At 71.6% G+C, this 24502-nt stretch carries 16 protein-coding genes and 1 pseudogene; 10 read left to right on the forward strand and 7 right to left on the reverse strand.

Translation table 11 applies throughout. The features are described 5' to 3' along the window. Positions 1-13 precede the first annotated feature (13 nt). Both ACX6XY_RS18475 and ACX6XY_RS18480 read left to right on the forward strand, forming a co-directional pair. Positions 14-1837 carry an AMP-dependent synthetase/ligase gene (locus ACX6XY_RS18475; protein ID WP_460331876.1) on the forward strand — a complete coding sequence of 608 codons (1824 nt, stop codon included), beginning with the start codon at positions 14-16 and terminating at the stop codon, positions 1835-1837. Positions 1838-1953: 116 nt separating this feature from the next. Beyond that, positions 1954-2754 carry an aldo/keto reductase gene (locus ACX6XY_RS18480; RefSeq protein ID WP_460331930.1) on the forward strand — a complete coding sequence of 267 codons (801 nt, stop codon included), beginning with the start codon at positions 1954-1956 and terminating at the stop codon, positions 2752-2754. Positions 2755-2833: 79 nt separating this feature from the next. On the opposite strand, the gene ACX6XY_RS18485 is transcribed toward ACX6XY_RS18480, so the two are convergent. Both ACX6XY_RS18485 and ACX6XY_RS18490 read right to left on the reverse strand, forming a co-directional pair. Next, positions 2834-3757, reverse strand: a complete 924-nt coding sequence (locus tag ACX6XY_RS18485) for a class I SAM-dependent methyltransferase (RefSeq protein WP_460331878.1) — start codon at positions 3755-3757, stop codon at positions 2834-2836. 153 nt (positions 3758-3910) lie between these two features. Next, positions 3911-4216 (reverse strand): 4a-hydroxytetrahydrobiopterin dehydratase, encoded by a 306-nt coding sequence (locus tag ACX6XY_RS18490; protein ID WP_460331880.1) that lies wholly within the window; start codon positions 4214-4216, stop codon positions 3911-3913. Between the two features lie 112 nt (positions 4217-4328). Here ACX6XY_RS18490 and ACX6XY_RS18495 point away from each other — a divergent pair, with 112 nt between their 5' ends. After that, on the forward strand, positions 4329-5204 hold the full coding sequence (locus ACX6XY_RS18495) for a helix-turn-helix domain-containing protein (RefSeq protein ID WP_460331882.1): 876 nt from the start codon (positions 4329-4331) through the stop codon (positions 5202-5204). Here ACX6XY_RS18495 and ACX6XY_RS18500 read toward each other — a convergent pair. Then, on the reverse strand, positions 5194-5613 hold the full coding sequence (locus tag ACX6XY_RS18500) for a hypothetical protein (protein WP_460331884.1): 420 nt from the start codon (positions 5611-5613) through the stop codon (positions 5194-5196). The genes ACX6XY_RS18495 and ACX6XY_RS18500 overlap by 11 nt on opposite strands. A gap of 513 nt (positions 5614-6126) precedes the next feature. Here ACX6XY_RS18500 and ACX6XY_RS18505 point away from each other — a divergent pair. The 3 genes from ACX6XY_RS18505 (at position 6127) to ACX6XY_RS18515 (ending at position 13899) form a co-directional block, all read left to right on the forward strand. Further along, positions 6127-6771 carry a hypothetical protein gene (locus tag ACX6XY_RS18505; RefSeq protein ID WP_460331886.1) on the forward strand — a complete coding sequence of 215 codons (645 nt, stop codon included), beginning with the start codon at positions 6127-6129 and terminating at the stop codon, positions 6769-6771. A 57-nt stretch (positions 6772-6828) separates the two neighbouring features. After that, positions 6829-8907, forward strand: a complete 2079-nt coding sequence (locus tag ACX6XY_RS18510; RefSeq protein WP_460331888.1) for a flotillin family protein — start codon at positions 6829-6831, stop codon at positions 8905-8907. 78 nt (positions 8908-8985) lie between these two features. Continuing rightward, a complete protein-coding gene (locus ACX6XY_RS18515) occupies positions 8986-13899 on the forward strand; it encodes a DNA repair ATPase (RefSeq protein WP_460331890.1) in 4914 nt (1637 codons plus the stop codon). A gap of 57 nt (positions 13900-13956) precedes the next feature. On the opposite strand, the gene dnaK is transcribed toward ACX6XY_RS18515, so the two are convergent. The 3 genes from dnaK to ACX6XY_RS18530 all read right to left on the reverse strand — a co-directional run bounded on the left by dnaK (position 13957) and on the right by ACX6XY_RS18530 (position 20015). After that, positions 13957-15855, reverse strand: coding sequence for a molecular chaperone DnaK (dnaK, locus tag ACX6XY_RS18520; RefSeq protein WP_460331892.1), 1899 nt, complete (start codon positions 15853-15855; stop codon positions 13957-13959). Between the two features lie 183 nt (positions 15856-16038). Further along, the gene (locus tag ACX6XY_RS18525; protein WP_460331894.1) at positions 16039-17877 is read right to left on the reverse strand and encodes a PhoX family protein; all 1839 of its coding nucleotides are present in this window, start codon (positions 17875-17877) and stop codon (positions 16039-16041) included. A gap of 62 nt (positions 17878-17939) precedes the next feature. Continuing rightward, complete coding sequence (locus ACX6XY_RS18530; protein ID WP_460331896.1) at positions 17940-20015, reverse strand: peptidoglycan recognition protein family protein; 2076 nt, start codon at positions 20013-20015, stop codon at positions 17940-17942. A 398-nt stretch (positions 20016-20413) separates the two neighbouring features. On the opposite strand from ACX6XY_RS18530, the pseudogene ACX6XY_RS18535 reads away from it, so the two are divergent. Further along, positions 20414-20680 (forward strand): annotated as a pseudogene (locus ACX6XY_RS18535) (peptidoglycan-binding domain-containing protein); the annotation flags it as partial. Between the two features lie 21 nt (positions 20681-20701). Beyond that, complete coding sequence (locus ACX6XY_RS18540; RefSeq protein ID WP_460331932.1) at positions 20702-21334, forward strand: peptidoglycan-binding domain-containing protein; 633 nt, start codon at positions 20702-20704, stop codon at positions 21332-21334. An 82-nt stretch (positions 21335-21416) separates the two neighbouring features. Here the strand turns inward: ACX6XY_RS18540 and ACX6XY_RS18545 are convergent, their stop codons facing one another. Further along, positions 21417-22421, reverse strand: coding sequence for a helix-turn-helix domain-containing protein (locus ACX6XY_RS18545; protein WP_460331898.1), 1005 nt, complete (start codon positions 22419-22421; stop codon positions 21417-21419). A 311-nt stretch (positions 22422-22732) separates the two neighbouring features. Here ACX6XY_RS18545 and ACX6XY_RS18550 point away from each other — a divergent pair, with 311 nt between their 5' ends. Continuing rightward, positions 22733-23095 carry a hypothetical protein gene (locus tag ACX6XY_RS18550; protein WP_460331900.1) on the forward strand — a complete coding sequence of 121 codons (363 nt, stop codon included), beginning with the start codon at positions 22733-22735 and terminating at the stop codon, positions 23093-23095. Next, complete coding sequence (locus ACX6XY_RS18555; protein WP_460331902.1) at positions 23089-24411, forward strand: peptidoglycan-binding protein; 1323 nt, start codon at positions 23089-23091, stop codon at positions 24409-24411. The genes ACX6XY_RS18550 and ACX6XY_RS18555 overlap by 7 nt, the downstream gene beginning before the upstream one ends. Positions 24412-24502: the final 91 nt, after the last annotated feature.

Consider the following 24502-nt stretch of genomic DNA (forward strand, 5'->3'; position numbering starts at 1 on the left):
CAAGGGAGTGCCCGTGCTCGAGTTCACCTCCCGCCCCCTGACGTCGGCCCCACCGGTGGGCGGACTCGCCGACGCCGTCTTCGACCATGCCGAGAGCGACCCGCACCGGGTCGCGCTGCGCCGCAAGGTCGAGGGGCGCTGGCGGGATGTGACCGCGGCGCGGTTCCGCGACGAGGTGCTGGCACTGGCCAAGGGGCTGCTCGCGCAGGGGGTGCGGTTCGGGGACCGGGTGGCCCTCATGTCCCGTACCCGCTACGAGTGGACGCTCTTCGACTTCGCGCTGTGGACGGTCGGCGCGCAAGTGGTTCCCGTCTACCCCACGTCGTCGGCCGACCAGGTCTGGTGGATCCTGCACGACGCGCAGGTCACGGCCTGTCTGGTCGAGCACGAGGACCACGCGATGACGGTCGGTTCGGTCGTCGACCGGCTGCCGCACCTCAAGCGGCTCTGGCAGCTGGACGCTCAGGCGGCGGGCGAACTGCGCGCGGCGGGCGAGCACATCGACGACGAGGTGGTGCACCGCCACCGGCGCGCGGTCACCCCGGACTCGACCGCCACGGTGATCTACACCTCGGGCACCACCGGCCGCCCCAAGGGCTGCCTGCTCACCCACGCCAACCTGATGTTCGAGTGCGACATGATGCTCGGGCGCTGGGAGCCGGTCTTCCACTCCAAGCCGGGCGACGAGGCGTCCAGCCTGCTGTTCCTGCCGCTCGCGCACATCTTCGGCCGGGTGGCGCAGGTGGCGGGCATCCGCGGCCGGGTGGTCTTCGGACACCAGCCCGAGCTCACCGCGGCCGCGCTCCTGCCCGACCTGGCGTCCTTCCGGCCGACGTTCGTGCTGGCCGTGCCGTACGTCTTCGAGAAGGTCTTCCACGCGGCGCGGCGGGCGGCGGAGCTGGCGGGCAGGCTCGGGCCGTTCGACAAGGCGGTCGAGGTCGCGGTGCGGTACGCGGAGGCGCTGGAGCACAAGGCCTTCGGCACGGGTCCCGGCCCCTCGGCCGCGCTGCGGATGCGGCACCAGGTCTTCGACAAGCTGGTCTACTCCAGGGTGCGCGAGGCGATGGGCGGCGGCATCCGGCACGCGATGTCCGGCGGCTCGGCCATGAACCGGCGCCTCGGCCTGTTCTTCGCGGGCGCGGGGGTGATGATCTACGAGGGGTACGGGCTGACCGAGACCAGCGCGGCCGCCACCATGAACCCGCCCGAGCGGACCCGCTTCGGCACGGTGGGCCACCCGATCCCCGGCACCTCGGTACGGATCGCGGACGACGGCGAGATCTGGCTGCGCGGCGCCCATGTCTTTCCGGGCTACCTCAGCGACCCCGCGGCCACCGAGGCCGCCCTCCGCGACGGCTGGCTGGCCACCGGTGACCTGGGACGGCTCGACAGCGACGGCTATCTGACCATCACCGGGCGCAAGAAGGAGATCCTGGTGACCTCCGGCGGCAAGAGCGTCTCGCCCGCGCGCCTGGAGGAGCGCGTACGCGACCATCCGCTGGTGGCGCAGTGCGTCGCGGTCGGCAACGACCGCCCGTATATCGCGGCGCTGCTGACACTGGACCCCGAGGCGGTCGACCACTGGCTGAACATGCGCCGCAAGCCGAAGCTCGAACCGGCCGAGCTGGTACGCGACCCGGACCTGGAGAGCGAGCTCAGGCGCGCCGTGATCGCCGCCAACACCCTGGTCTCCCAGGCCGAGTCGATCCGCACCTTCCGGATCCTGGCCCAGCCGTTCTCCGAGGAGCACGGGCTGCTGACCCCGTCGCTGAAGCTGAAGCGCAAGGCCATCGAGCAGGCCTACGCGGCCGAGGTCGAGGCGCTCTACGGCGGGTGAACGGGAATGCCCGCGCGGCCCTGATCGTTCACGATGGAGGTACCACCCCACCACGTAAGGATCGAGAGCCCGTGAGCAGCAAGGTCCCCAGCAAGACCCTCAACAACGGCGTCGCGATGCCCCAGCTCGGCTTCGGCGTCTGGCAGGTCGAGGACGCCGAGGCCACACGGGCCGTCGGCGCCGCGCTCGAGGCCGGGTACCGCAGCATCGACACAGCCGCCGTCTACGGCAACGAAGAGGGCACCGGCAAGGCCCTGGCCGCCTCCGGCGTCGCCCGCGAGGACCTCTTCGTCACCACGAAGCTGTGGAACAGCGCGTCCGAGACCTGGACGCGCGACAACGTCCTGCGCGAGTTCGAGAGTTCGCTGACGAAGCTCGGCCTGGAGTACGTCGACCTCTACCTGATCCACTGGCCGCGCGCGATGCGCGACGACTACCTCACGATCTGGCGGACCTTCGAGGAGATCGCCGCCGACGGCCGGGCCAGGGCGATCGGCGTCTCCAACTTCCAGCCGGCCCATCTGCGCCGCCTGCTGGACGAGACCTCCGTCGTCCCCGCCGTGAACCAGGTCGAACTGCACCCGCAGCTCCAGCAGTCGGAGCTGCGCGCCCTCCAGGCCGAGCACGGCATCGCCACCGAGGCCTGGTCACCGCTCGGCCAGGGCAAGGGCCTCCTGGAGGTTCCGACCCTCGTCGCCATCGCCCGGAAGCACGGCCGCACCCCGGCCCAGATCGTGCTGCGCTGGCACCTCCAGACCGGCAACATCGCGATCCCCAAGTCCGTGACGCCGTCCCGGATCCAGGAGAACATCGACGTCTTCGGCTTCGACCTGGACACCGAGGACCTGACCGCCATCACGGCACTCGACGAGGGCAAGCGCCTGGGCCCGAACCCGGACGACTTCGACTACAACTGACACCTGCCGGTCCTTCGGTTCCTTCGGTTCCTGACCCTGTATCAGGACCCGGTGCCCTCACGGCCCGTCGAGGTGTCCGTTACGGCTTGACCGCCGTGTGGACCGTCTGGGCGCTGAGCAGGAACACGTCCGTGCGGCGGTGCAGGCCTGCCGGGTCCTTCGGGTCGAGCAGGCGGTCCAGGGTGGTCAGGTCGTCGGGGGCGAGGCGGTCGGCGAAGGACTCGCGGTAGCGGGTGAGGGTCTCGGTGACGTGGGCGAGGGCTTCGGGGGTCAGCGGGGCCGGGAGGTCCAGGAGGTAGCTGCGGGTCGCGGTGTGGCGCAGGCCCGCCGAGTCGAGCAGGGCGGGCCAGTCCTCCGCGTCGTCCTTGGCGCCGGGGATCGCCGCGCGCATCCCGGCGAAGACGTCCTCGTTGGCCGCGTCGAGTCGGGACTGCAGGCCGGGGCGGCCGATGCCGATGTCGCGGGGCAGGTAGCGCGCGGGGAGTCCGCCCTCGATGAGGACCAGCGTGCCGCCGGGGGCCAGCGCACGGGCGCAGTCGGCGAGTGCGGCCCGCTGGTCGGCGAAGTGGTGCAGGGTGTGGCTCAGCCAGAGCAGGTCAGCGGCGCCCGTGTCGGCCAGGCCCTCGGGGAGTTCCGCGAGCCGGGTGTGGACGCGTGCCGCGAGTCCGGCGTCCCTGGCGCGGAGCGTGGCGCGCTCCAGCAGGCTCGCGGTGGAGTCCACGGCGATCACTTCCGCCTCGGGGAAGGTCTCGGCGAGGCGGCAGGTGAGCACGCCGGGGCCGCTGCCCGCGTCGACGATTCGGGCGGGAGCCCCGGCGGCGGGCGGCAGTTGCTCGCGCAAGGCGTCGAGTACCTGCGTGTACAGCGGCCCGAACACCTCGGCGCGGCGTTCGATCGCGTCGGCCAGGGCGTCCCAGTCCGGCTGGGTGGTGTGGTCGTGCCCATGCGCGTGCGCAGGGGTGTCGGTGCCGCTGTCGGTGTGCGCGGGGTGGTGGCCGCCCATGAGGTCCCCTTTCGTCGCCCGGTCGTCGGCCGGTTGGCCGCGGTGCGCCGGGGCGTCGTCAGTGTGCGGCGGGCCGGGCCGGCGCGGCAATCATTGTTGCGGTTCCGGCAAACCGGTGGTGTGCGCCCGCCGCCACGGGGCCCGTCGGGCGGCTCAGGCCGCGCCGTGTCCGGGAGCGAGCTGCTCGATCCGGTGGGCGAGCTTGAAGTCCATGGCGGTGACGGCTCCGCCCACGCTGTGGGTGTTCACGGTGAGCGCGACGGTGTTGTAGCCGAGGGTCAGATCCGCGTGGTGGTTGAGCTCCTCCTGCACCTGGGCGATGTGCACGACCATCGCGGTCGCCGCGAAGTGCGAGGCCAGGTGGTACGAGCGGGCGATCCGGTCGCCTTGCAGCGACCAGCCGGGAAGCTCCGTGAGCCGGTCCTCGATGTCCTTCTGCGACAGCGGTTCGACGGGCATGGGCGCGCTCCTTCGGAAAAGCCGGAAAGGGAGGGTCGGTGTTTCGCTGCGGATGCTCCTCAGCGTGCCACAGGCGGCCGGACGCCGACGCGGTCTGTACTACCGTCCCGGTATGGCAACCGTCGTTTCCGGTCAGGGAACCCAGGCGCCCAAGGGCGCGGGGCCGCTCCTGCGCGGCTGGCGCGAGCGACGGCGTATCAGCCAGCTGGAGCTGGCGCTGCGCGCGGACTCGTCGGCCCGGCACATCAGCTTCGTGGAGAACGGCAGGTCCCGCCCCAGCGAGGACTTCCTGCTGCGGCTCGCCGAGCATCTCCAGGTGCCGGTACGGGAGCGGAACGCGCTGCTGCTCGCGGCCGGTTACGCGCCCCGCTTCTCCGAGACGCCACTGGACGACCCCTCGATGGGGGCGCTGCGCGAGGGCCTGGAGCGGCTGCTGCGCGGGTACGAGCCCTATCCGGCGCTGGTCGTCGACGCGACGTACGACGTGGTCGCCGCCAACCGGGGGATCACCATGCTCCTGGCGGGGATCCCTCAGCGGCTGCTGACGCCGCCGCTGAACGCGATGCGGCTGACCCTGCACCCGGACGGCCTGGCGTCGAGGATCCGCAATCTGCGTGAGTGGCGCGGGCATCTGCTGCATCAGATGGAGCGACAGATCGCGCTCCAGCGGTCCGCCGCGCTGCGGGCGCTGTACGAGGAGGTGGCGGCGTATCCGGTCGCGGAGGACGCCGGGGCGGGGCCTGGCGGGGCAGGGCCCGACGGGGCCAGGCCGAGCGGGGCCGGGCCCGGCGGTACGGGGGCGTCCGTCCCGTACCCGTACTTCGCGCTGCCGCTGCTGATCGAGCACGAGGGGCGGGTGCTGTCGTTCGTGTCGTCGATCGCGACGTTCAACACGCCGATGGACGTGACGGTCGCCGAGCTGGCCATCGAGACGCTCCTCCCGGCCGACCCGGCGACGGTCAGCTACCTGCGGTCGCTCACGCCCTGACGCACGCGCGCAGGGACGCGTACTGCACGGCCGCGAAGCCCGCCACGACCGCGGCCTGGAGCGGAATCCACACCGCGCCCGCCGTGGTCGGCGACAGCCAGCCGACCAGCACGGCCAGGCTGAGCACCGCCCACGCCGCGTTGGCCTCGATGACCGCGCGGGCCGCGAGCGCCGAGGGCCGCCTACGGGCGGCGACGTACCCGACCGCGGCCGCGTACAGCACCAGCAGGACGCCGGCGGCGAGCAGCAGGGCGGCGTCCACGCCGAGCAGCCGCCCGAGCGGTTTCGACGCGGCGGCGTAGGCGAGCCCGTTGGCGCCGGTCACCAGGGCGTCCAGGGCGAGAAAGCGGCGCAGCATGATCCGCGGATCAGAGGTGCGGGCGAGTGTGGTGAGCGCATAGGTCGACATACGGATTCAGCCTCCTTCGAGCAGGGGGACGTACGGTCGACCCTGCCGTGCGTCGCCGGGCCGGTCGATTACGCGCGAGGTAATGGCGCCGGGGAGACCGCGCGGCCGCACCGCCCGCGGACCTGCCCGCCCGCGGGCCGCCCGATCGCCGGGGCGCCCGATCGCCGGAGCGCGCCGCGTCTTGGTCACCGGGACACCGGCCTTGCCGCGTCCCGGCAGTGTCCCGCGCCGCCAGCGAAGCTGGAAACTGATCACCTGGGCCCCGTGGTGCGTCCCGTGGTGCCGCCCCGGCATCGAGAACGCATAAGAACTGCCGGGAACCGGCAGTGTCCGCGATGGCGTCCTTCTGCCAGGATGACGCCGACGGCAGCCACGGCAGCCACGGCGGCGACGGCGGCAGCGGGCCGTCGGTCCCGGAGAAGGGGCCGCGCCTGGCATCCACTAGGGTGGCTGGAATCGTTCAGCGTGCATCAGTACGCACGTGAGCAGTGAACGGGACGGGGGGACGGGATCATGAGTGACTTCCTGCATGTCGCGCTCACCTTTCCCACGGTCCTGTTCACCGGCGCGCTCGTCGTGGTCCTGGGCTTCTGGCTGCTCGCCGCGTTCGGCGCGGCCGAGGCGGACTCCTTCGGCGCCGATGCCGGGTTCGGGGCCGTCGGCCTCGGCGGCGTCCCGGTCACCGTCACGGTCTCCCTGCTGACGCTCTTCTCCTGGTTCACCAGCCTGGTCGGCTCGGTGCTCCTGGACCGCTGGGGCGTCAGCGGCGCCCTCGCCACCGGGGCCGCCTGCGGCGTGCTGATCATCGCCGTACTGGTCTCCTGGCGGCTGACGCGGCTGCTGAGCAGACCGCTGCGCGCGCTCTTCGCCCACGAGCCGCTGCCGTCCCGGCTGGACTTCGTCGGACGCGCCTGCACCATCCGCACCAGTCGCGTGGACGACGGATTCGGCCAAGCCGAGGTCGCCGCCGACGACGGCTCCACCGCCGTCGTCCAGGTCCGGCAGACCGCCCGCGATCTGGCCGCCCACCCGGCGAACGCGTTGACTTTCGGCAGCACCGCGCTGCTGTACGCCTACGACGAAGCGGGCGAGTTCTTCTGGGCCGCGCCCCACCCGACGTACGACGGGCTGCCCGAGCCCCGCGACACCACTGCCTGACCGAGCTCGCGACACCACCGCCCGAGCGGAACTCCGGCACTGACTCAAGGATTCTTCATGGACGTCTTCACTCAAGGCCTCGGTGTGCTCATCGCCGTCGTCCTGATCATGACAGTAGCGGTGCTGCTCTGTCTCACCCGGTTGTTCCGCAAGGTGGAGCAGGGCAAGGCGCTGATCGTCTCCAAGATGCGCAAGGTCGACGTGACCTTCACCGGGCAGGTCGTCCTGCCGGTGCTGCACAAGGCCGAGACCATGGACATCTCGGTCAAGACGATCGACATCACGCGCACCGGCCGGGACGGGCTGATCTGCAAGGACAACATCCGTGCCGACATCCGGATCTCGTTCTTCGTCCGGGTCAACAAGACCACCCAGGACGTCATCAAGGTCGCCCAGGCGATAGGCACCGAGCGCGCCAGCGACCAGAACACGCTCCAGGAGCTGTTCAACGCGAAGTTCTCCGAGGCGCTGAAGACCGTCGGCAAGCAGCTGGACTTCACCGACCTCTACACCATGCGCGACGAGTTCCGGGACCGGATCATCCAGGTCATCGGCACCGACCTCAACGGCTACAGCCTTGAGGACGCGGCGATCGACTACCTGGAGCAGACGCCGCTCGCGCAGCTGGACAGCCACAACATCCTGGACGCCCAGGGCATCCGGAAGATCACCGAGCTGACCGCCGTGGAGCGCGTGCGCACCAACGAGTACCAGCGCACCGAGGAGAAGGAGACCACCCGGCAGAACGTCGACGCGCGCGAGGCGATCCTGGAGCTGGAGCGCCGCCAGGCCGACGCCGAGGCCAAGCAGAAGCGCGAGGTCGAGACCGCGCGGGCGCGCGAGGAGGCCGAGACGGCGCGGGTGGTGGAGGAGGAGCGGCTGCGGGCGCAGAGCGCCTTCCTGAAGACCGAGGAGCAGCTCGGCATCCAGCGCGAGAACCAGGGCCGTGAGGTCGCGGTCGCCGAGAAGAACCGCGAGCGGGTCATCGCCATCGAGACCGAGCGCATCGAGAAGGACCGGATGCTGGAGGTCATCGCCCGCGAGCGGGAGACCTCACTGACCCGGATCGCCGCCGACAAGGAGGTCGAGGCGGAGAAGCGGGAGATCGCCGACGTCGTCCGCGAGCGGGTCGCCGTGGACCGTACGGTCGCCGAGCAGGAGGAGTCGATCAAGAAGCTGCGCGCCGTCGAGGAGGCGGAGCGGCAGCGACAGGCCGTCATCATCGCCGCCGAGGCCGAGGCGCAGGAGAAGCTGGTCAAGGACATCAAGGCGGCGGAGGCGGCCGAGCAGGCCGCGACGCACCGCGCCGCCGAGGAGCTCACCCTCGCCGAGGCCCGCCTCAAGGCGTCCGACCTGGACGCCCGCGCCAAGCTGCGGCTGGCCGAGGGGATGCAGGCCGAGGCGGCCGCCGAGGGCCTGGCCCTCGTGCAGGTACGCGAGAAGGAGGCCGACGCCATCGAGAAGGCGGGCCGCGCCGAGGCCGAGGCCACCCAGGCACGGCTGCGCGCCGAGGCCGAGGGCGAGCGCGCCAAGGCCCTGGCCGTCGCCGAGGGCGCCGAGGCGCAGGCCAAGGCGGACGCCGCGGCCATCGGCGAGAAGCTGAAGGCCGAGGCCGAGGGCCTCACCGAGAAGGCGGCCGCGATGGCGGCGCTGGACGAGGCGTCCCGTACGCACGAGGAGTACCGGCTGCGCCTGGAGGCGGAGAAGGACATCCGGATGGCCGGCATCGAGGTGCAGTACAAGGTCGCCGAGGCGCAGGCCAAGGTCGTCGCGGCCGGCCTGGAGAGCGCCGACATCAACATCGTCGGCGGCGAGTCGGTCTTCTTCGACCGGCTGGTGTCCTCGATCGCGCTCGGCAAGGGCGTGGACAGCTTCGTGGAGAACTCGCGGACCGCGCAGACCCTGGCCGGTCCGTGGCTGGACGGCTCGGCGGACTTCACCGACGACCTGAGCCGGATCCTCGGCTCGGTGTCCACGGGCGACGTGCAGAACCTGACGGTGTCGGCGCTGCTGATGAAGCTGATGCGGTCCGGCGGCAGCCAGGCGGGCCAGCTCAAGGAGCTGCTCGACAAGGCGGGCGAGCTGGGCCTCGCCGACACCCCGGTGGCCGCGCTGAACGGCGCGGCCAAGGCCTGAGGTCCGGCCGGACCGGGTCGGGGGCCGCCGCAGGGTCGGCGGCCCCCGGCCCGCCATTCCCCGAAAGGGAGCAGACACATGAAAACCGGTCTGGATGCCGGTACGTACGAGGTCCTGCGCGACCGGCTGGCCGGGCAGGCCGCCGAACTCGCCCGCCGCGCCGAGGTCCTGAACGCCCAGCGCACCGAGGCGTTCGGCTCGACCGAGCTGGCGCTCACCGGCACCGAGCGCATCCGCACGGAGAACAACTGCGTGCCGCGCGACATCGCGTCCGTCGGCGGCAAGCTGCTGTTCGGCTACAACGTGTTCCTGGGGCTCAAGCCCGAGACCGCGGTCGGCGACGTCTTCGCGCTGCACGACCACGCGCTGAACCGGCTGCCCGAGGACGCGCTGCCCGGACTGCTCGACGACCCGGCGTTCGTCCGCGAGTTCACCGCGCTGTACCGCTACTACCGGGACGCGCGCCTGCTCCAGCTGCGGCATGTCGACGGCAAGCTGCTCGCGGTGTTCCAGACCGGCGAGAAGACGTCCGACATCCGCGTACTGCGCTGGAGCGTCGCCGCCGACGGCACGGTGGAGTTCCTGGACGCGCGCGGCGACCGGGACCACGTCTTCCCGCCGTCCCACGACTTCGAGTGGACCGAGGCCACCCGCGAGGACCACGTCCTGGGCCGTCACCCGCATATCTCCATCGACGGCGAGGTCTTCGTCGAGACCGTCGGCGGCACTCTCACCGTCAAGGTCGAGGACAACACCGAGACCGGCGAGGGCGTGTTCTCCGAGCCCGTCGACGAGCCGCTGCAGTCGCTCGCCGACGCGGATGTGGCGTACGCGCGCGTGGGGGCGCTGATCCTGCTGCGCATCCGCCCGTACAAGGAGGAGACCACCCGCTACCTGGTCTACAACACCACTGCCAAGACGGTGGTGCGGCTGGACGGCATCGGGCAGGCCTGCCGCAGGCTGCCCGAGGACCAGGGCGTGATCTTCCCCGGCGGCTACTGCCTGGCCACCGGCGCGTCCAAGGCCTTCGACGCCAACGCCTTCCCGGCGGCGGACCTCGAGTTCGAGCGGGTGGTGCGCTCTCCCAACGGCGAGGACGTGCTGTTCGCGTTCCACGCGCGCGTGGAGGGCCGCAGCCTGCTGCTGCCCTACAACGTGATCCGCAAGGAGGTCGCCACTCCGCTGGCCTGCCACGGCTGGGCGCTGTTCGACGACGGCACGCTGATCGTGCTGCGCGCCGACTCCGACGAACCGGCCCGTGTGCACCCGCTCCAGCTGTGGCAGAGCCCGTACGTCTCCGACACGCACGCCGCTGCCGCCCCCACCGGGGACGGGCCGCTGGCCGCCATCGGCAACGCGGACCTGGTGCGCGGCGTCTCCGACTGTCTGTCCATCGCGCGCGCCGTCACCGAGACGGCCGCGCCCACCGGCGGGGTCTACGAGGCCCTGGTCGCCGCCTGCACCCGCGCCGCCGACCAGTACCACTGGCTGGGCCAGGCCGATGTGGGCGATCTGCACGCGCCGCTCAGCGAGGTGCGGGCCACCGCCGAGCAGGTGCTCGGCGAGTTCGAGACCGTCCAGACGCTGACCCGGCAGGCCGCCGAGGCCCTGGACGAGGCCGCTTCCCGGCTTGCCGCGCTGGTGCGCCGCATCCGCGGCGAAGCGCCGCGGACCGCTGAGCAGTGGGTGACCGGGCTGACCGAACTGCGCCAGGCCCAGGGGCACTTGATCACCCTGAAGGAGATGCGGTACGCCGACGTCGAGCGGATCGACGCGCTGGCCGACGAGGTCGAGGCCGACATCACCGCCACCGCGCAGCGCGCCGTGGCCTTCCTGGAGCGCGACGACGCCTTCACGGACTACCACGCCGAGGTGGAGCGGCTGGTCTCTGAGGCGGAGGCGGTGGCGACGGTCGCCGCGGCCGACCCGGTGGCCGAGACGCTTGAGGAGCGGACCGAGGGCCTGCAGGTCCTGACCGAGACGGTCGCGGGCCTGGACATCGGCGACGCCACGGTGCGCACATCGATCCTGGAGCGGATCGCCGAGGTGCTCGGCGGCGTCAACCGGGCCCGCGCCACGCTGGCCGCGCGCCGCCGTGAGCTGATGGACAGCGAGGGCCGGGCCGAGTTCGCGGCGGAGTTCGCGCTGCTCGGGCAGGCGGTCACGGGCGCGCTGGCCGCCGCGGACACGCCCGCCGCCTGCGAGGAGCAACTGGCCAGACTGCTGCTCCAGTTGGAGAATCTGGAGTCGCGGTTCGCCGAGTTCGACGACTTCCTCGCCGAGTTGGGCGAGAAGCGCGGCGAGGTGTACGAGGCGTTCTCGGCCCGGAAGCAGACCTTGGAGGACGCGCGGGCCCGGCACGCGGAGCGACTCGCCGAGTCCGCGGCCCGTGTCCTGGAGACCATCCAGCGGCGTGCGGCGCAGCTCTCCGACACCGACGCGATCAACACGTACTTCGCGTCCGACCCGATGGTCGCCAAGGTCCAGCGGACCGCCGAAGAACTGCGCGAACTGGGCGACCAGGTGCGCTCGGACGAGCTCGAGGGACGGTTGAAGGCCGCCCGCCAGGAGGCCTCGCGCGCGCTGCGCGACCGGTCCGACCTGTACGCGGACGGCGGGGCGGTGATCCGGCTCGGCAAGCACCGGTTCGCGGTCAACACCCAGGCTTTCGACCTGACGTTGGTGCCGCAGGGCGAGGGCCTGTCGTTCGCCCTGACCGGCACGGACTACCGCGCCCCGGTGACCGACCCGGCGTTCGCCGACACCCGCCCGTACTGGGACCGGCTGCTGCCGTCCGAGTCGCCCGAGGTGTACCGCGCGGAGTACCTGGCGGCGCGGCTGCTCGCTCAGCACGGGGGCGACGCGCTGGCGTCGGCCGACCTGGCGTCCCTGGTGCGCGCCGCCGCCGACGAGGCGTACGACGAGGGGTACGAGCGGGGTGTGCACGACCACGACGCGACGCTGATCCTCACCGCGCTGGTACGGCTGTACGGCGAGGCGGGGCTGCTGCGGTACCCGCCCGTGGAGCGGGCCGCCGCCCAGGAGTTCTGGGCGCACCGGACCGCGGACGCGGAGCGCGCGGCGTGGACGCGGCGCGCGGCGTCCATGGCGCGGGCCCGCGAGACGTTCGGCCTAGCGCCCGCGATCGCGGATCTCCAGGCGGAGTTGGCGGCGGCGATCGCGGCGGGCGGCGAGCCCGACGCCGGGACGCGGGTGGACTTCGCGCTGGCCGCCGAGTACCTCTTCGAGGAACTGGCGGGCGGCCCGGCCGGGTTCACGAGCAGCTCCGCCGCGCGTGACCTGGTCGACAAGTTCCGGCACGCCGTGGACGCTTCGGCGTACGACGCGGACGTACGGGGCGTCACGGACATCGGCGCCAGGCGGCAGCTGATCGAGGCGTGGATGGGCTCGTACGCGGCGTCCTGCGGCGAGCGGATCGACGCGGGCGACCTGGCCGAGGCCGTCGTGATCGAGCTGTGCCCGGACCTTGAGCGGTACGCGTCGGGGGCGGCGCTGGCCGAGCGGGTCGAGGGCCTGCTGGGCGCGCACCCCCGTGTCGAGGGCCGTGCGCTCACGCTGCGCGTCGACGAGTTCCTGGCGCGCACCCGCGAGTTCGACCGGGCCGGGGCGCCCGGCTTCCGGGCCTACCAGCAGCGGCGTACGGCCCTGGTGAGCGCCGAGCGCGACCGGCTGCGGCTGTCGGAGTTCAAGCCGCGGGTGATGAGCGCGTTCGTCCGCAACCGGCTGATCGACGAGGTGTATCTGCCGCTGATCGGCGACAACCTCGCCAAGCAGATCGGCACGGCGGACGCGGACAAGCGCACCGACAGCAACGGCCTGCTGCTGCTCATCTCGCCGCCAGGCTACGGCAAGACGACGCTGATGGAGTACGTCGCCGACCGGCTCGGCCTGGTGCTGGTCAAGGTGAACGGTCCGGCGCTCGGGCACACCGTCACCTCGCTCGACCCGTCCGAGGCGCCGAACGCGACGGCGCGCCAGGAGATCGACAAGATCAACTTCGCGCTTGAGGCGGGCAGCAACACCCTGCTCTATCTGGACGACATCCAGCACACCTCGCCCGAGCTGCTGCAGAAGTTCATCTCGCTGTGCGACGGACAGCGGCGCATCGAGGGCGTCTGGAACGGCACGACCCGCACCTACGACCTGCGCGGCAAGCGCTTCGCGGTGTGCATGGCGGGCAATCCGTACACCGAGTCGGGGCAGCGGTTCCGCATCCCCGACATGCTGGCCAACCGCGCCGACGTGTGGAACCTGGGGGACGTCCTCTCCGGCAAGGAGGACGTGTTCGCGTACAGCTTCGTCGAGAACGCGCTCACCTCGAACGCCGTGCTCGCCCCGCTGGCCGGGCGGGACCGCGCCGACCTCGATCTGCTGGTGCGGCTCGCCGCCGACGACCCCACGGCGCACCCGGACCGGCTCCAGCACCCGTACGCCCCGGCCGAGTTGGAGCGGGTGCTGGCCGTGCTGCGCCATCTGCTCACCGCGCGGCGTACGGTGCTGGCCGTCAACGAGGCCTATATCGCGTCGGCGGGGCAGAGCGACGCGACACGCAGCGAGCCGCCGTTCCAGCTCCAGGGCTCGTACCGCAACATGAACAAGATCGCGGAGCGGATCGTGCCGGTGATGAACGACGCCGAGCTGGCGGCCGTCATCGACGACCACTACACCGGCGAGGCCCAGACCCTCACCACGGGCGCCGAGTCCAATCTGCTGAAGCTGGCCGCGCTGCGCGGCACGCTGACGGCTCAGCAGGCGGACCGCTGGGCCGAGTTGACCGCCGCGTACGTCCGGGCGCAGGCGCTCGGCGGCGCGGAGGACGACCCGGCGGCCCGTGCGGTCGCCGCGCTCGGGCTGCTGGCCGACCGGGTGGCGGCCGTCGAGTCGGCCATCACGCGCGCCGCCGACCCGCGCCACCTGATGGCCAACCCGACGGCCCGGCACGCGGCCCGAGCGCCGGAGCCGGAAGTCTGAAACCGGAGGTCTGAAACCCGTTGGCCCTGCCTGCCGGGGCAGGCAGGGCCAACGGGGTCACGTCGCACCACCCTTGGCGGCGGTGCCGTCGCCGCCCTTGTCGTCGCCCGCGTCGTCGTCGACGATCTCCGCGTCGACGACGTCGTCCTGCTGGTCGCCCGCCGGGGGCTCCCGCCCGGCGGAGGCGTCGCCCGCCGTCTGGCCCTGCGCCCCGGCGTACATGGCCTGGCCCATCTGCTGGCTGACCGTCGCCAGCCGCTCCGTCGCCGTGCGCAGTTCGTCCGCGTCCGCCTCGGCGTCCACCTTCTCCTTGAGTTCGGCCATCGCCGACTCGACCTCGCTCCTGGTCTCGGCGGGGATCCGCTCCTCGTTGTCCCGCACGAACCGCTCGGTCTGGTAGAGCAGTTGCTCGGCCTGGTTGCGGGTCTCGGCCGCCTCGCGGCGCTTGCGGTCCTCGTCCGCGTACTGCTCGGCCTCGCGCATCATGCGGTCGATGTCGTCCTTGGGCAGCGCGGAGCCGCCGGTGACGGTCATCTTCTGCTCGCGTCCGGTGGCCAGGTCCTTCGCCGAGACATGCATGATGCCGTTGGCGTCGATGTCGAAGGCGACCTCGATCTGCGGGACGCCGCGCGGCGCGGGCGGCAGGCCGGTGAGGTCGAAGACGCCGAGCTTCTTGTTGTACGCGGCGATCTCGCGCTCGCCCTGGAAGACCTGGATGCCGACGGACGGCTGGTTGTCCTCGGCGGTGGTGAAGACCTCGGAACGCTTGGTGGGGATGGTGGTGTTGCGCTCGATGAGCTTGGTCATGATGCCGCCCTTGGTCTCGATGCCGAGGGACAGCGGGGTGACGTCCAGGAGCAGGACGTCCTTGACGTCGCCCCTGATCACTCCGGCCTGGAGCGCCGCGCCGACCGCCACGACCTCGTCCGGGTTGACGCCCTTGTGCGGGTCCTTGCCGGTGAGTTCCCTGACGAGTTCGGTGACCGCGGGCATCCGGGTCGAGCCGCCCACCAGGATGACGTGGTCGACGGCGGAGAGCTTGATTCCGGCGTCCTTGACGGCCTGGTGGAAGGGGGTCTTACAGCGTTCGAGCAGGTCCTGGGTGAGCTGCTCGAACTGGGCTCGGGTCAGCTTCTCGTCCAGGTGCAGCGGCCCTGCGGCGGACGCCGTGATGTAGGGCAGGTTGATGTTCGTCTCGCCCGCGGACGACAGCTCGATCTTGGCCTTCTCGGCGGCCTCGCGCAGCCGCTGGACCGCCATCTTGTCCTTGGAGAGGTCCACGCCGTGGCCGTTGCTGAACTGCTTCACCAGGTGGTCCAGGATGCGCTGGTCCCAGTCGTCGCCGCCGAGGTGGGTGTCGCCGTTGGTGGCCTTCACCTCGATCACGCCGTCGCCGATCTCCAGGAGAGACACGTCGAAGGTGCCGCCGCCGAGGTCGAAGACGAGGACCGTCTGTTCCTCGCCGCGGTCCAGGCCGTAGGCGAGGGCCGCGGAGGTCGGCTCGTTGATGATGCGCAGCACCTTCAGGCCCGCGATCTCACCGGCCTCCTTGGTGGCCTGGCGCTGGGCGTCGTCGAAGTAGGCGGGGACGGTGATGACCGCGTCGGTGACGTCGTCGCCGAGGTAGGACTCGGCGTCCCGTTTGAGTTTCTGCAGGACGCGCGCGCTGAGTTCCTGTGCCGTGAACCGGGTGCCGTCCACCGCGCCCTCCTGCGGGAAGCGCCAGCCGGACTCGCCCATATGGCGTTTCACCGAGCGCGCGGTGCGCTCCACGTTGGTGACCGCCTGCCGCTTGGCGACCTCGCCGACGAGTACCTCGCCGTTCTTCGCGAAGGCCACTACGGAGGGGGTGGTGCGGGCGCCCTCGGCGTTGGCGACGACGGTGGGCTCACCCCCCTCCAGCACGGCGACCACGGAGTTCGTCGTACCGAGATCGATGCCGACCGGACGTGCCATGTTCAGTCCCCTCCCGCTACGGAGTGCCTGGACCTCCAGCACAAAACTTGAGCTGAATATTGTCAAGCCCGCCTGTACCCGAGTGGGGTTCCCCCTGGGGGCCTGACCCGTCGGCAGGCCGGGCCCCTACCGCGGCGTCCCGCGCGGTATGGGCCCGGTGTGACTCCGGCTCCGGTCGCCGTCTCAGTCGCCGGTGCGGTGCACGGCGACTGTGGCGGAGCGAGGGCGGCCGCCTGGTCGGTGATCTGGCCAGTTGCTGACGGCGCGGGGGTTCTCCGGCCCCGGAGTGCCCCAGCGGTCCGTCCGCTCGCCGGGGTGCTGGATGTTGACGAAGAGGGTCTGCCCGTTCGGGGTGCTGGTGACGCCGGTGACCTCGGCCCCGCGCGGGGCGGTGAGGAAGCGACGGACCTCCTTGGTCGCCGGGTCGACGGCCAGCAGGGCGTTGTTCCCGGCCGCCTGATAGGCCGGTTCGGGTCCGCCCAGCGCGTGGCCGGAGACGCCGGTGGAGATCCACAGACTGCCGTCGGCGCTGAACCACAGGCCCTTGGGGGCGGCGAACGCCCCGTCCTCGGCGAGCTTCGGGTCGCCGGCGACCAGGAACTCCTCCCAGCGGAACGAGGGCGCCGTCGCCTTCGCCGCGTCCCCCTCCGCCTCACGCCAGCGGATGACACGCCCGTAGGGGTCGGCGCCGCGCCCGCCCGCCCCGGCGGCGGCGCGCGCCTCACCGGGCGCACACGGCTCGCATCCGGCGCTGTTGGCGAGAGCGAGGTAGACGCCGCCGTCCAGCGGGTTCACCGCGACCCGCTCCGGCCGGGCCAGCGGGGTCGCGCCCAGAGCGTCCGCGGCGAGCCTCGCCCTGACCAGGACGTCGGCCTGGTCCCGCCAGCCGCGGTCCCGTACGAGCGGGCCATGGCCGTGGCTGAGCGGCAGCCAGGCGCCCGTGCCGTCCGGGGCGATCCGCGCCACGTAGAGCGTGCCGTGGTCCAGCGGGCTCCTGCCCTGGTCACGCAGGCGGCGCCAACGGTCGGAGCTGACGTACTTGTAGAGGTACTCCCCGTCCTCGGCGTCCGTGCTGTACACGACCAGCCGGCCGGCGGCCTCGGTCACCGTGGCACCGCCGTGCATAAAGCGGCCCAGTGCCGTCCGCTTGACCGGAACCGCTGCCGGGTCGCGCGGGTCCACCTCCACGATCCAGCCGAAGTCGTCCGGGCACGCCTCGTTCGCGGCCAGGTCGAACCTCGGGTCGGCCCGGTGCCAGGGCGAGCCGAACCCGGTCGCGGACAGCCCGTATCGCATGTGGCGCTCGCCGCGTTCCCAGTCGGCGTCATCGGTGCCGAAGCAGGCGTTGAAGTTCTCCTCCGCGGCCAGATACGTGCCCCAAGGCGTCACCCCGTGGCCGCTGGCCGCCACCACGCCACGGGTGCGGCCCACGCGGGGCACGGGGCCCGAGAACCGTACCGGCGAGGTGCCGGTGATCCGCCGGTTGTACGAGGAGTCCACGGCCTGCCAGCCGTCGCCGGTCCGCCGTACCTCCAGCACGGTGAGGCCCTGGGCGGCCATCGCCTTGTCGGCTTCGCCGCCGAGCAGTCGTGAGTCGGCCGACTCGTGGCTGATCACCAGCAGCCCGCGGCGGCTGGCGACGGCGCCGTCGTCCAGCGGGAAGAACTGGACGCCGTGGTGGTGACTGCCGACCTGTCGCGCCTGCTCGGCCGCCGGATTGCCCGCGTCCTGACGCCACCGCGGCCCGGACGCGCGCACGGACTGCCCCCAGCGGGCGAGCACATCGGCGGTGTGGCCGTCGGGGACGTGGACGGCGTCCGCCTCGCTCGCCGCCACGGCCGTGAAGGCCGACAGGTTCCGCGGGCCCGGTCCCGGCCGCACCGGCGACGCACCGGACCCGCCGGCGCCCGAAGGCAGCGCGGCCGCGCCCGGAGCGCCGAGGCCCAGCAGACCGGCGGCTGCCAGCACCCCGCCCGTGACGACGCCCCGCCGGGACGGGCCTGGCGCCTGCCGGTCCGGCATGCTCGGTATACCGCGCGTGTTCGGAGTGTCGGGCGTGTTCGATGTGTTGGGCGTGTTGGGCATCAGAACCTTCCCCGGTTGAGCGCGACCTGCAGGACCTTGGTGGTGCCCGCGCCCCAGTCGCCGTCCACGATCAGGTTGGCGCCGGTCATTTTGATCAGGTGTTTCTGGAGGGCCTTCACCGTGCCCGGCCCCTGGTCGCCGTCCACGGTCAGGCGGGCGCCGGCCCAGGTGTTGAGGTGCCGCTGCAGACCGCGCACGGACCCCGCGCCCCATACGCCGTCCGCGACCACGCCGATGGCCTGCTGGGTCGCGGCGACCGTCGCCGGGCCGAAGTCGCCGTCCACGGTCAGCCCCGGCCCGTCGCCGTAGTGCCCGTACGCGACGTCGGTGGCCGGTCCCCACAGCCCGTCGGCCGGGACCCCGGCCTTCTTCTGCAGCCACTTCACCCCCGCCTCGGTGCTCGGGCCGAAGAGGCCGTCCACGACCAGGGCCGGGGTGTACCCGAGCCGGTTCACCGCGGTCTGCTGGTAGACGACGGAACGGATGGTCGTCAGGCCGCCGTTGGAGTAGGTGGCGTCATCACCGGCGAGGATGTTGTACGCCTTCTCGGTGTCCGGCCCCCACAGGCCGTCCGCGAGGACCCCGCCCTTCTTCTGGAGCCACTTCACCGCGGCCTCGGTGTTCGGCCCGAAAGCGCCGTCCACGGCCAGCGCGGGGGTGTATCCCAAGCCGTTCACCGCGCGCTGCTGCGAGGCGACGGTCCGGATCGAGGTCAGGCCCCCCGAGCTGGTGCCGGTGCTGGTGTACGCCCGGTACGCCTTCTCCGTGTCGGGCCCCCAAAGGCCGTCGGCGGCCACCCCGACCTTGGTCTGGAGCCACTGCACCCCGGCCTTCGTCTGGGGTCCGAGTACGCCGTCCTCGGCCAGCGGCGGGCTGTATCCCAGGCTGTTCACCGCGCGTTGCTGCGCGTAGACCGACCGCCCCGAGCCGTCGCCGCCGGTCCCGCCGATGACGTCCTTCAGCCCGTCCGCCGGCATACCGGCGCGCACCCAGGCCCGCAGGTCACTTCCCGGACAGGAGGTGGACCCCAAGGCGCTGTGGTAGGTCCCCTTCAGCTTCCGGCCCAGTACCGCGTTGGTCCTCTCGTACAGGCTGCGGATCGCCACCTTCGCCGCGGGCGTCGCGTCACCGTCGCGGCCGATGAAGCACACGGCGATATGCGAGCGGTTGTAACCGACGGTGTGGGCCCCCTCGCCGTACCAGCCCCGGCCCTGGTACACCCGGCCGCCCCGGTCCACCAGGAAGTTGTAGCCGATGTCCGACCAGCCCTGGGAGTCCATGTGGTAGTTCTGGATCTGCCGCACGGTCTGCGAGGGCGGACCGGACGAATAGTGCACGACGAAACCGGTGCGCTCCGACGCGGGGACCTTGACCACCGCGCGGGCCGGGCGCGCGCCCCAGGACGACCTGGAGATGATCGTCAGGGTGCTGGGCTCCGGTGCGGGCTTGCTGAGCGGCTCGGGGTCGATGTCCGACCCGTTCCTGGCGTACTTGCGGAGAGCGTCCCCCGGACACTCGGTGGGGAAGCCGTTCGCGCTGTGCGGGAAGATCTTGGGTCCGGCCTTGCGGTGGTTCGGCAGCTCGTACCGCAGATGGGCGATCAGGCTCCGCATCGACTTCAGCATCGCCGTCGTCGGCTCACCGTAGATGGTCAGCATGCCCTGGATCGAGTAGAACCCGGTGTTCCGGCCGACGCTCCGGCCGTCCACGTCGATCTCCTCGCCGCCGTTCGCCTCGCCCCGCTGATAACCCCGGCCCTCGTAGACATAACCGTGCGGGCAGACCAGGAAGTTGTAGTCGATGTCCCCTGTTTCCTTGTAGTGGTCCGGGAACATGGACGCGATCTTCTTGCGGCAGTCCGTCTCCGAGTTCGTGATGAACGGGAGGCGGCTCCCGATGTAGTGGATGAAGACGCCGCCCTTCCACGGCTCCCAGGACCGGTGGGACGGGCTCGGCGGGTTGCTGAAGCGGCTGACGTACCAGTCGTTGGTACGGGCCTCCTTCGCCAGCGTGAGCAGGGGCATGCTGATGTACTGGGCCCAGGTGGACCGCTTCTGGATGGTGACAGACGGCATCTGTCCAGATCACCGCTTCCTCGGTTGGTACGGGGATGGGAGCGTCTCCGGACCGCCCCCCACCTGGCCAGGGAACGGCGGGACCACGGGAGAATCCGGGACGCCCACCGCCGTGACCAGGGGTTTCCCCCTCTCGGTGGCGGCGTGGTGGGACGGCGGGGGACGTCCCGGACCGCTGCCGCACGGCTGCGGGACGCGCGTGGCGGGTCGGTCGAAGTCCCAGCCAACGTCCCGCCGCTTCCGCCGGTACGCCGCATCTCAGCAGGTCAGAGGCGCCCTCCCACAGAGTTCGTCCCGCCGCGTCCCGGACTGCGCGGGGACGCCCCACCTGGCGGGCCGACGGGTCAACACTGGTGCGGGTCACGACAGTTCTGGCAGTTCCACGGAGGACACACCCGATGAGACGTCTCCCCGCCCTGTTCGCCACCGTGTTGGCCGCGCTCCTGGCGACCCTGCTCAGCGCACCCGCGGCCCAGGCGGCCAGCTGGCCGGTGCTGAGCAACGGCAGCAGCGGCGCCAACGTCAAGACCGTGCAGCACCTGCTCACTTCCCACGGCTACGCCACCAGCGCCGACGGCGCCTTCGGCGCCAACACCACCAGCAAGGTGAAGAGCTTCCAGAGCGCCAAGGGCCTGACGGCCGACGGCTACGTCGGAGCCAACACCTGGTCCAAGCTGATCGTCACGGTGAGCGCGGGCAAGAGCGGCAGCGCGGTCAAGGCAGCCCAGGTCCAGCTCAACAAGTACGGCTACGGACTGACCGTGGACGGCGCCTTCGGCGCCAACACCGCCGAAGCCACCCGCAAGTTCCAGAGCAGCCGCAACCTGAGCGCGGACGGCATCGTCGGGCCCAACACCTGGCTCGCCCTGGTCGGCGGCTCCAGCGGCGGCTCGGGAGGTTCGGGAGGCTCGGGTGACAAGCTCACGCACTCCCAGGTGGCTTCGATGTTCAACAGCGCCGGAATCACCTGGACGTCGTCGGGCGGCTGCTCGAACCGCAATGTGAGCACCTGCACCTCCTTCGACCAGATGCGCCGCGCCACCGCCGAGGGCACGGTCGCGCTGAAGAAGGCCAGCAGGTGCGCGATCCTGGTCACCGGCGGGACGGAGACGGGCCACGCCTCCGGCACCTACAGCCACTGGAACGGGTACAAGATCGACTTCAGCCCGCAGTCCTGCATCAGCAACTACATCACCGGGACCTTCACGTACATCGGCACCCGAGGTGACGGCGCCGCGCAGTACAAGTCCGCGTCCGGCAACGTCTACGCGCGCGAGAGCAACCACTGGGACGTCACGTTCCACAGCTGCGGCTGCTGAGACACAGCCCGCCCAGACGGTGTCCCGGAGGCCGGTCACGGCCTCCGGGACACCGCCTTCGGACGCGGGGGGCCGGAGTCAGTCAGCCCGGCTCGCTCTCGTCGGTGGAAGCCTCCGGCAACGGTGACGGCCCACCGTCGCCCGTGCAGAACTCCTGGCCGCTCGTCAGTTCGGCGCAGGCCCGAGCGGCCGCCGGGTAGGGCGCCTCGACCATCGGCGAGTAGGTGTCCCCGTCGTAGCTGATCGCGCGCTCCTGAGTCGTTCCCTTTTTGCTCTCGACTCGTGCGATGTCCCCCACGTCCGCCTCGGTGATACGCGCCCAGGCCGCCCGGCACGCCGGGCTGTAGCGCAGCTCCAGATACGCGCCCGCCTTCTCCACGGCCGCGGCCGTCCACACGCCTATATGGCAGTTGAGCCGCTGCGGGTCCTTCTCACGGCACTCGAACTCAACGCAGCCGGGACCGGCGTGCCCCGAGCCGACGGCTGACTGCTGGCTCATGGCGGCGGTCGACGCCCCGGCGCCGCCGCCCGCGCCATCGCGGTCGGCGCCGCTCCGGTCCAGGCCCAGCGGTATGCCCGCCGCGAGCCCCAGTACGGCGCTGAGAGCCGCGACGCCCGCCAACACCAGGCCTCTGCGCAACGGTTGGCCGGATGTGCCACGCGGTGCGGTCTCCATCATGTTCGGGGCCGTCCCGGCCTCCGGCGTCGCCGGGGTCCCGTCGTCGGGCGGTGCTGCGGCGACGCCATCCTGAGCCGGCGCCCCGCCTGCCGCCGCCCGCGAGCTGTCGGCGGCCGTCTCACCGCCGCCACCGGCGGCTTCCGCGACCACGTCGGGCACCCGCTCCTCAGCCAGGTTCCGCAGGATCACCAGCCGTTCCGGCCGCACCCCCACCGTCCGCGCGAAGGCCAGCACCGCGGACTCCGGTGGAATCACCTTGCCGTTGAGGTAGCGCTCCCAGGACGACTTGCTGTAGTTCGTACGCCTCGCCAACACGGCGAGTGTCAGACCGTTGAGCTTCCGCAGCCTTCGCAGTTCCTCCGCCAGGTCCGATGCCGACGCCTGGCCTCCGCGCCGATCCGACGTCATGGTCCGCCCTCCTGCCGCCTACTACTCCGTCACGACCAAGGTCACCCTAAGCTGTGCTGGTCGGCGAAAACGGACAGCGGGCCTCCGCGCTCCGCTCGCATCCCGTCCCCACCCGTCCCATCCCGTCCCGTACGGATCTCGGACACCCCGGCGTCCCCGCAGGTCACCCCCGTATCCGTCCCTGGATGTCTCAGCCGGGCTCCAGTCCCTGACGGAACGCGGGCACACCCCCTCATGCTCACTTCCGTACGCCACCGGCACCGGGGCACCGACTCCCCCTCCAGGCCGGTACACCCAGTGAGAGGAACGACATGGTGAGCCTGATACGCAAGATGACGGGAACGGTCGGCGCGCTCGCGCTGGCCGCGGGACTCGGCGCCGCTACCGCGACACCGGCGCAGGCCGCGCCGACGGACTGCCCCTACCCGTACGTCTGCTTCTACGCCAGCGGCAGCAAGACGGGCCAGTACCAGGACGTGACCTCGTACTACCAGTCGGTCAACTCCGCGAGCCGGAACGCCAACACCCTGTACAACACCCGCAACGACGACGTGGCCTACGTCCTCTACAGCAACGGAAGCTCCAAGTGCGTCTGGCCCAAGTCGCACATGGACATCTCGAACTACCCGCACCAGGTCACCGGCATCAAGATCTCCTGGTCGGCGACATGCTGAGGCACCGCTCGGCGCGAACGGCGCGCCCCACCGCGACGGCGAGGCGCGGATCCCGTCTGCCGCTGCTCCTGCTCGCCCTGCTCATCGCCTTGCCCGGCCTGCTGGTGAATCCGCCGCAGGCCGCGGCGGCGCCGGAGTTGAGCGTCACCCAGCTCCAGAGCAACCTCGTGGGCCTCGGCTATCTGCCCGCCAACGGCGTCGACGGAATCGCCGGGCCCGCGACCAACGCCGCCGTCAAGGCGTTCCAGTCGGAGAACTGTCTGACGGTCGACGGCATTCCGGGCCCGCGAACCCAGACCGTTCTGGTGGACAAGGTCAAGCGGGTGCAGAGCGCGGCGGGCACCACGACGGACGGCGTCTACGGTCTGAACACACAGAAGTCGGTCCTGGCGTACCAGCGTTCGCACGACCTGTTGCAGGACGGGATCGCCGGGCCGCAGACCATGAGCGCGATGGGCATCGACCGCGGCGGCTGCACCGGCGACGGGGGCGGAGGCGACGATGGGCTGCCGTACCCGTCCTCGCACACCCTCCAGGTCCAGTGGAATCTCGCGGGCATGGGCTATCTGCCCTGGTCCGGCGTGGACGGCGTCACCGGGCCGCAGACCAGCTCGGCCACGCGCTTCTTCCAGCAGGACGCGTGCATCGGCGTGGACGGGGTCGCGGGCCCCGTCACCGACTCGCGGATGGCCGAGCAGATCCGCAAGGTGCAGGCGAAGGCGAAGGTCAGCCAGGACGGTGCGTACGGCCCGGACACCAGGAAGGCCGTGGAGAAGTACCAGCGGGACAACGGTCTGTCCGTGGACGGCATGGCCGGGCCCGCGACCATGCGCGCGATGGGCATCGACCGGACCATGGAGTGCGGCTCCGGCGGTGGCGGCAACCCGGCCCCGCCCGCCAGCGGTTCGACCCGCGAGAAGATCGTACAGATCGCCCAGAGTCAGCTCGGCGTCCAGGAATGGGGCAACAACTGCAACCCCTACGGCTGGTGTGACGCGTGGTGCGCCATGTTCGGCACCTGGGTGTGGCAGGAGGCCGGAGTGAACGTCCCCGACTACGCGTTCACCGGCGCCTGGTTCAACTGGGGCCTCGGCAACGGCCATTCCAGCTGGGGCTACAACGGACTGCGGGCGGGCGACGCCGTGATGTACGGCACCGGCCCGTCGACGGTGTCGACCAGCAGGCACGTGGACCTGGTTGAGCGAGTCAACGCCGACGGCACCGTCACCGTCATCGGCGGCAATGTCCAGAACGCCGTCACCCGCCGCGTCATCAACCCGGCGACCGCCGGAATCTACGGCTACGTCCGCCCCTGACCGCGCCGGAACAGTGGACGGGTTGTGGGGCCGACGGCGTCCGGCCTGACGGAGTTCCCGTGCCGCTCGCCCGCGCGGGAACTCCGCGGCC

It is taken from the genome of Streptomyces sp. O3, assembly GCF_054788135.1.

Coding starts and splice junctions, on each gene's coding strand:
- ACX6XY_RS18480 (WP_460331930.1), top strand. CDS start 1,954: ATGCCCCAGCTCGGCTTCGGCGTCTGGCAGGTCGAGGACGCCGAGGCC.
- ACX6XY_RS18485 (WP_460331878.1), bottom strand. CDS start 3,757: ATGGGCGGCCACCACCCCGCGCACACCGACAGCGGCACCGACACCCCT.
- ACX6XY_RS18490 (WP_460331880.1), bottom strand. CDS start 4,216: ATGCCCGTCGAACCGCTGTCGCAGAAGGACATCGAGGACCGGCTCACG.
- ACX6XY_RS18495 (WP_460331882.1), top strand. CDS start 4,329: ATGGCAACCGTCGTTTCCGGTCAGGGAACCCAGGCGCCCAAGGGCGCG.
- ACX6XY_RS18500 (WP_460331884.1), bottom strand. CDS start 5,613: ATGTCGACCTATGCGCTCACCACACTCGCCCGCACCTCTGATCCGCGG.
- ACX6XY_RS18505 (WP_460331886.1), top strand. CDS start 6,127: ATGAGTGACTTCCTGCATGTCGCGCTCACCTTTCCCACGGTCCTGTTC.
- ACX6XY_RS18510 (WP_460331888.1), top strand. CDS start 6,829: ATGGACGTCTTCACTCAAGGCCTCGGTGTGCTCATCGCCGTCGTCCTG.
- ACX6XY_RS18515 (WP_460331890.1), top strand. CDS start 8,986: ATGAAAACCGGTCTGGATGCCGGTACGTACGAGGTCCTGCGCGACCGG.
- dnaK (WP_460331892.1), bottom strand. CDS start 15,855: ATGGCACGTCCGGTCGGCATCGATCTCGGTACGACGAACTCCGTGGTC.
- ACX6XY_RS18525 (WP_460331894.1), bottom strand. CDS start 17,877: ATGCCGGACCGGCAGGCGCCAGGCCCGTCCCGGCGGGGCGTCGTCACG.
- ACX6XY_RS18530 (WP_460331896.1), bottom strand. CDS start 20,015: ATGCCGTCTGTCACCATCCAGAAGCGGTCCACCTGGGCCCAGTACATC.
- ACX6XY_RS18545 (WP_460331898.1), bottom strand. CDS start 22,421: ATGACGTCGGATCGGCGCGGAGGCCAGGCGTCGGCATCGGACCTGGCG.
- ACX6XY_RS18550 (WP_460331900.1), top strand. CDS start 22,733: ATGGTGAGCCTGATACGCAAGATGACGGGAACGGTCGGCGCGCTCGCG.
- ACX6XY_RS18555 (WP_460331902.1), top strand. CDS start 23,089: ATGCTGAGGCACCGCTCGGCGCGAACGGCGCGCCCCACCGCGACGGCG.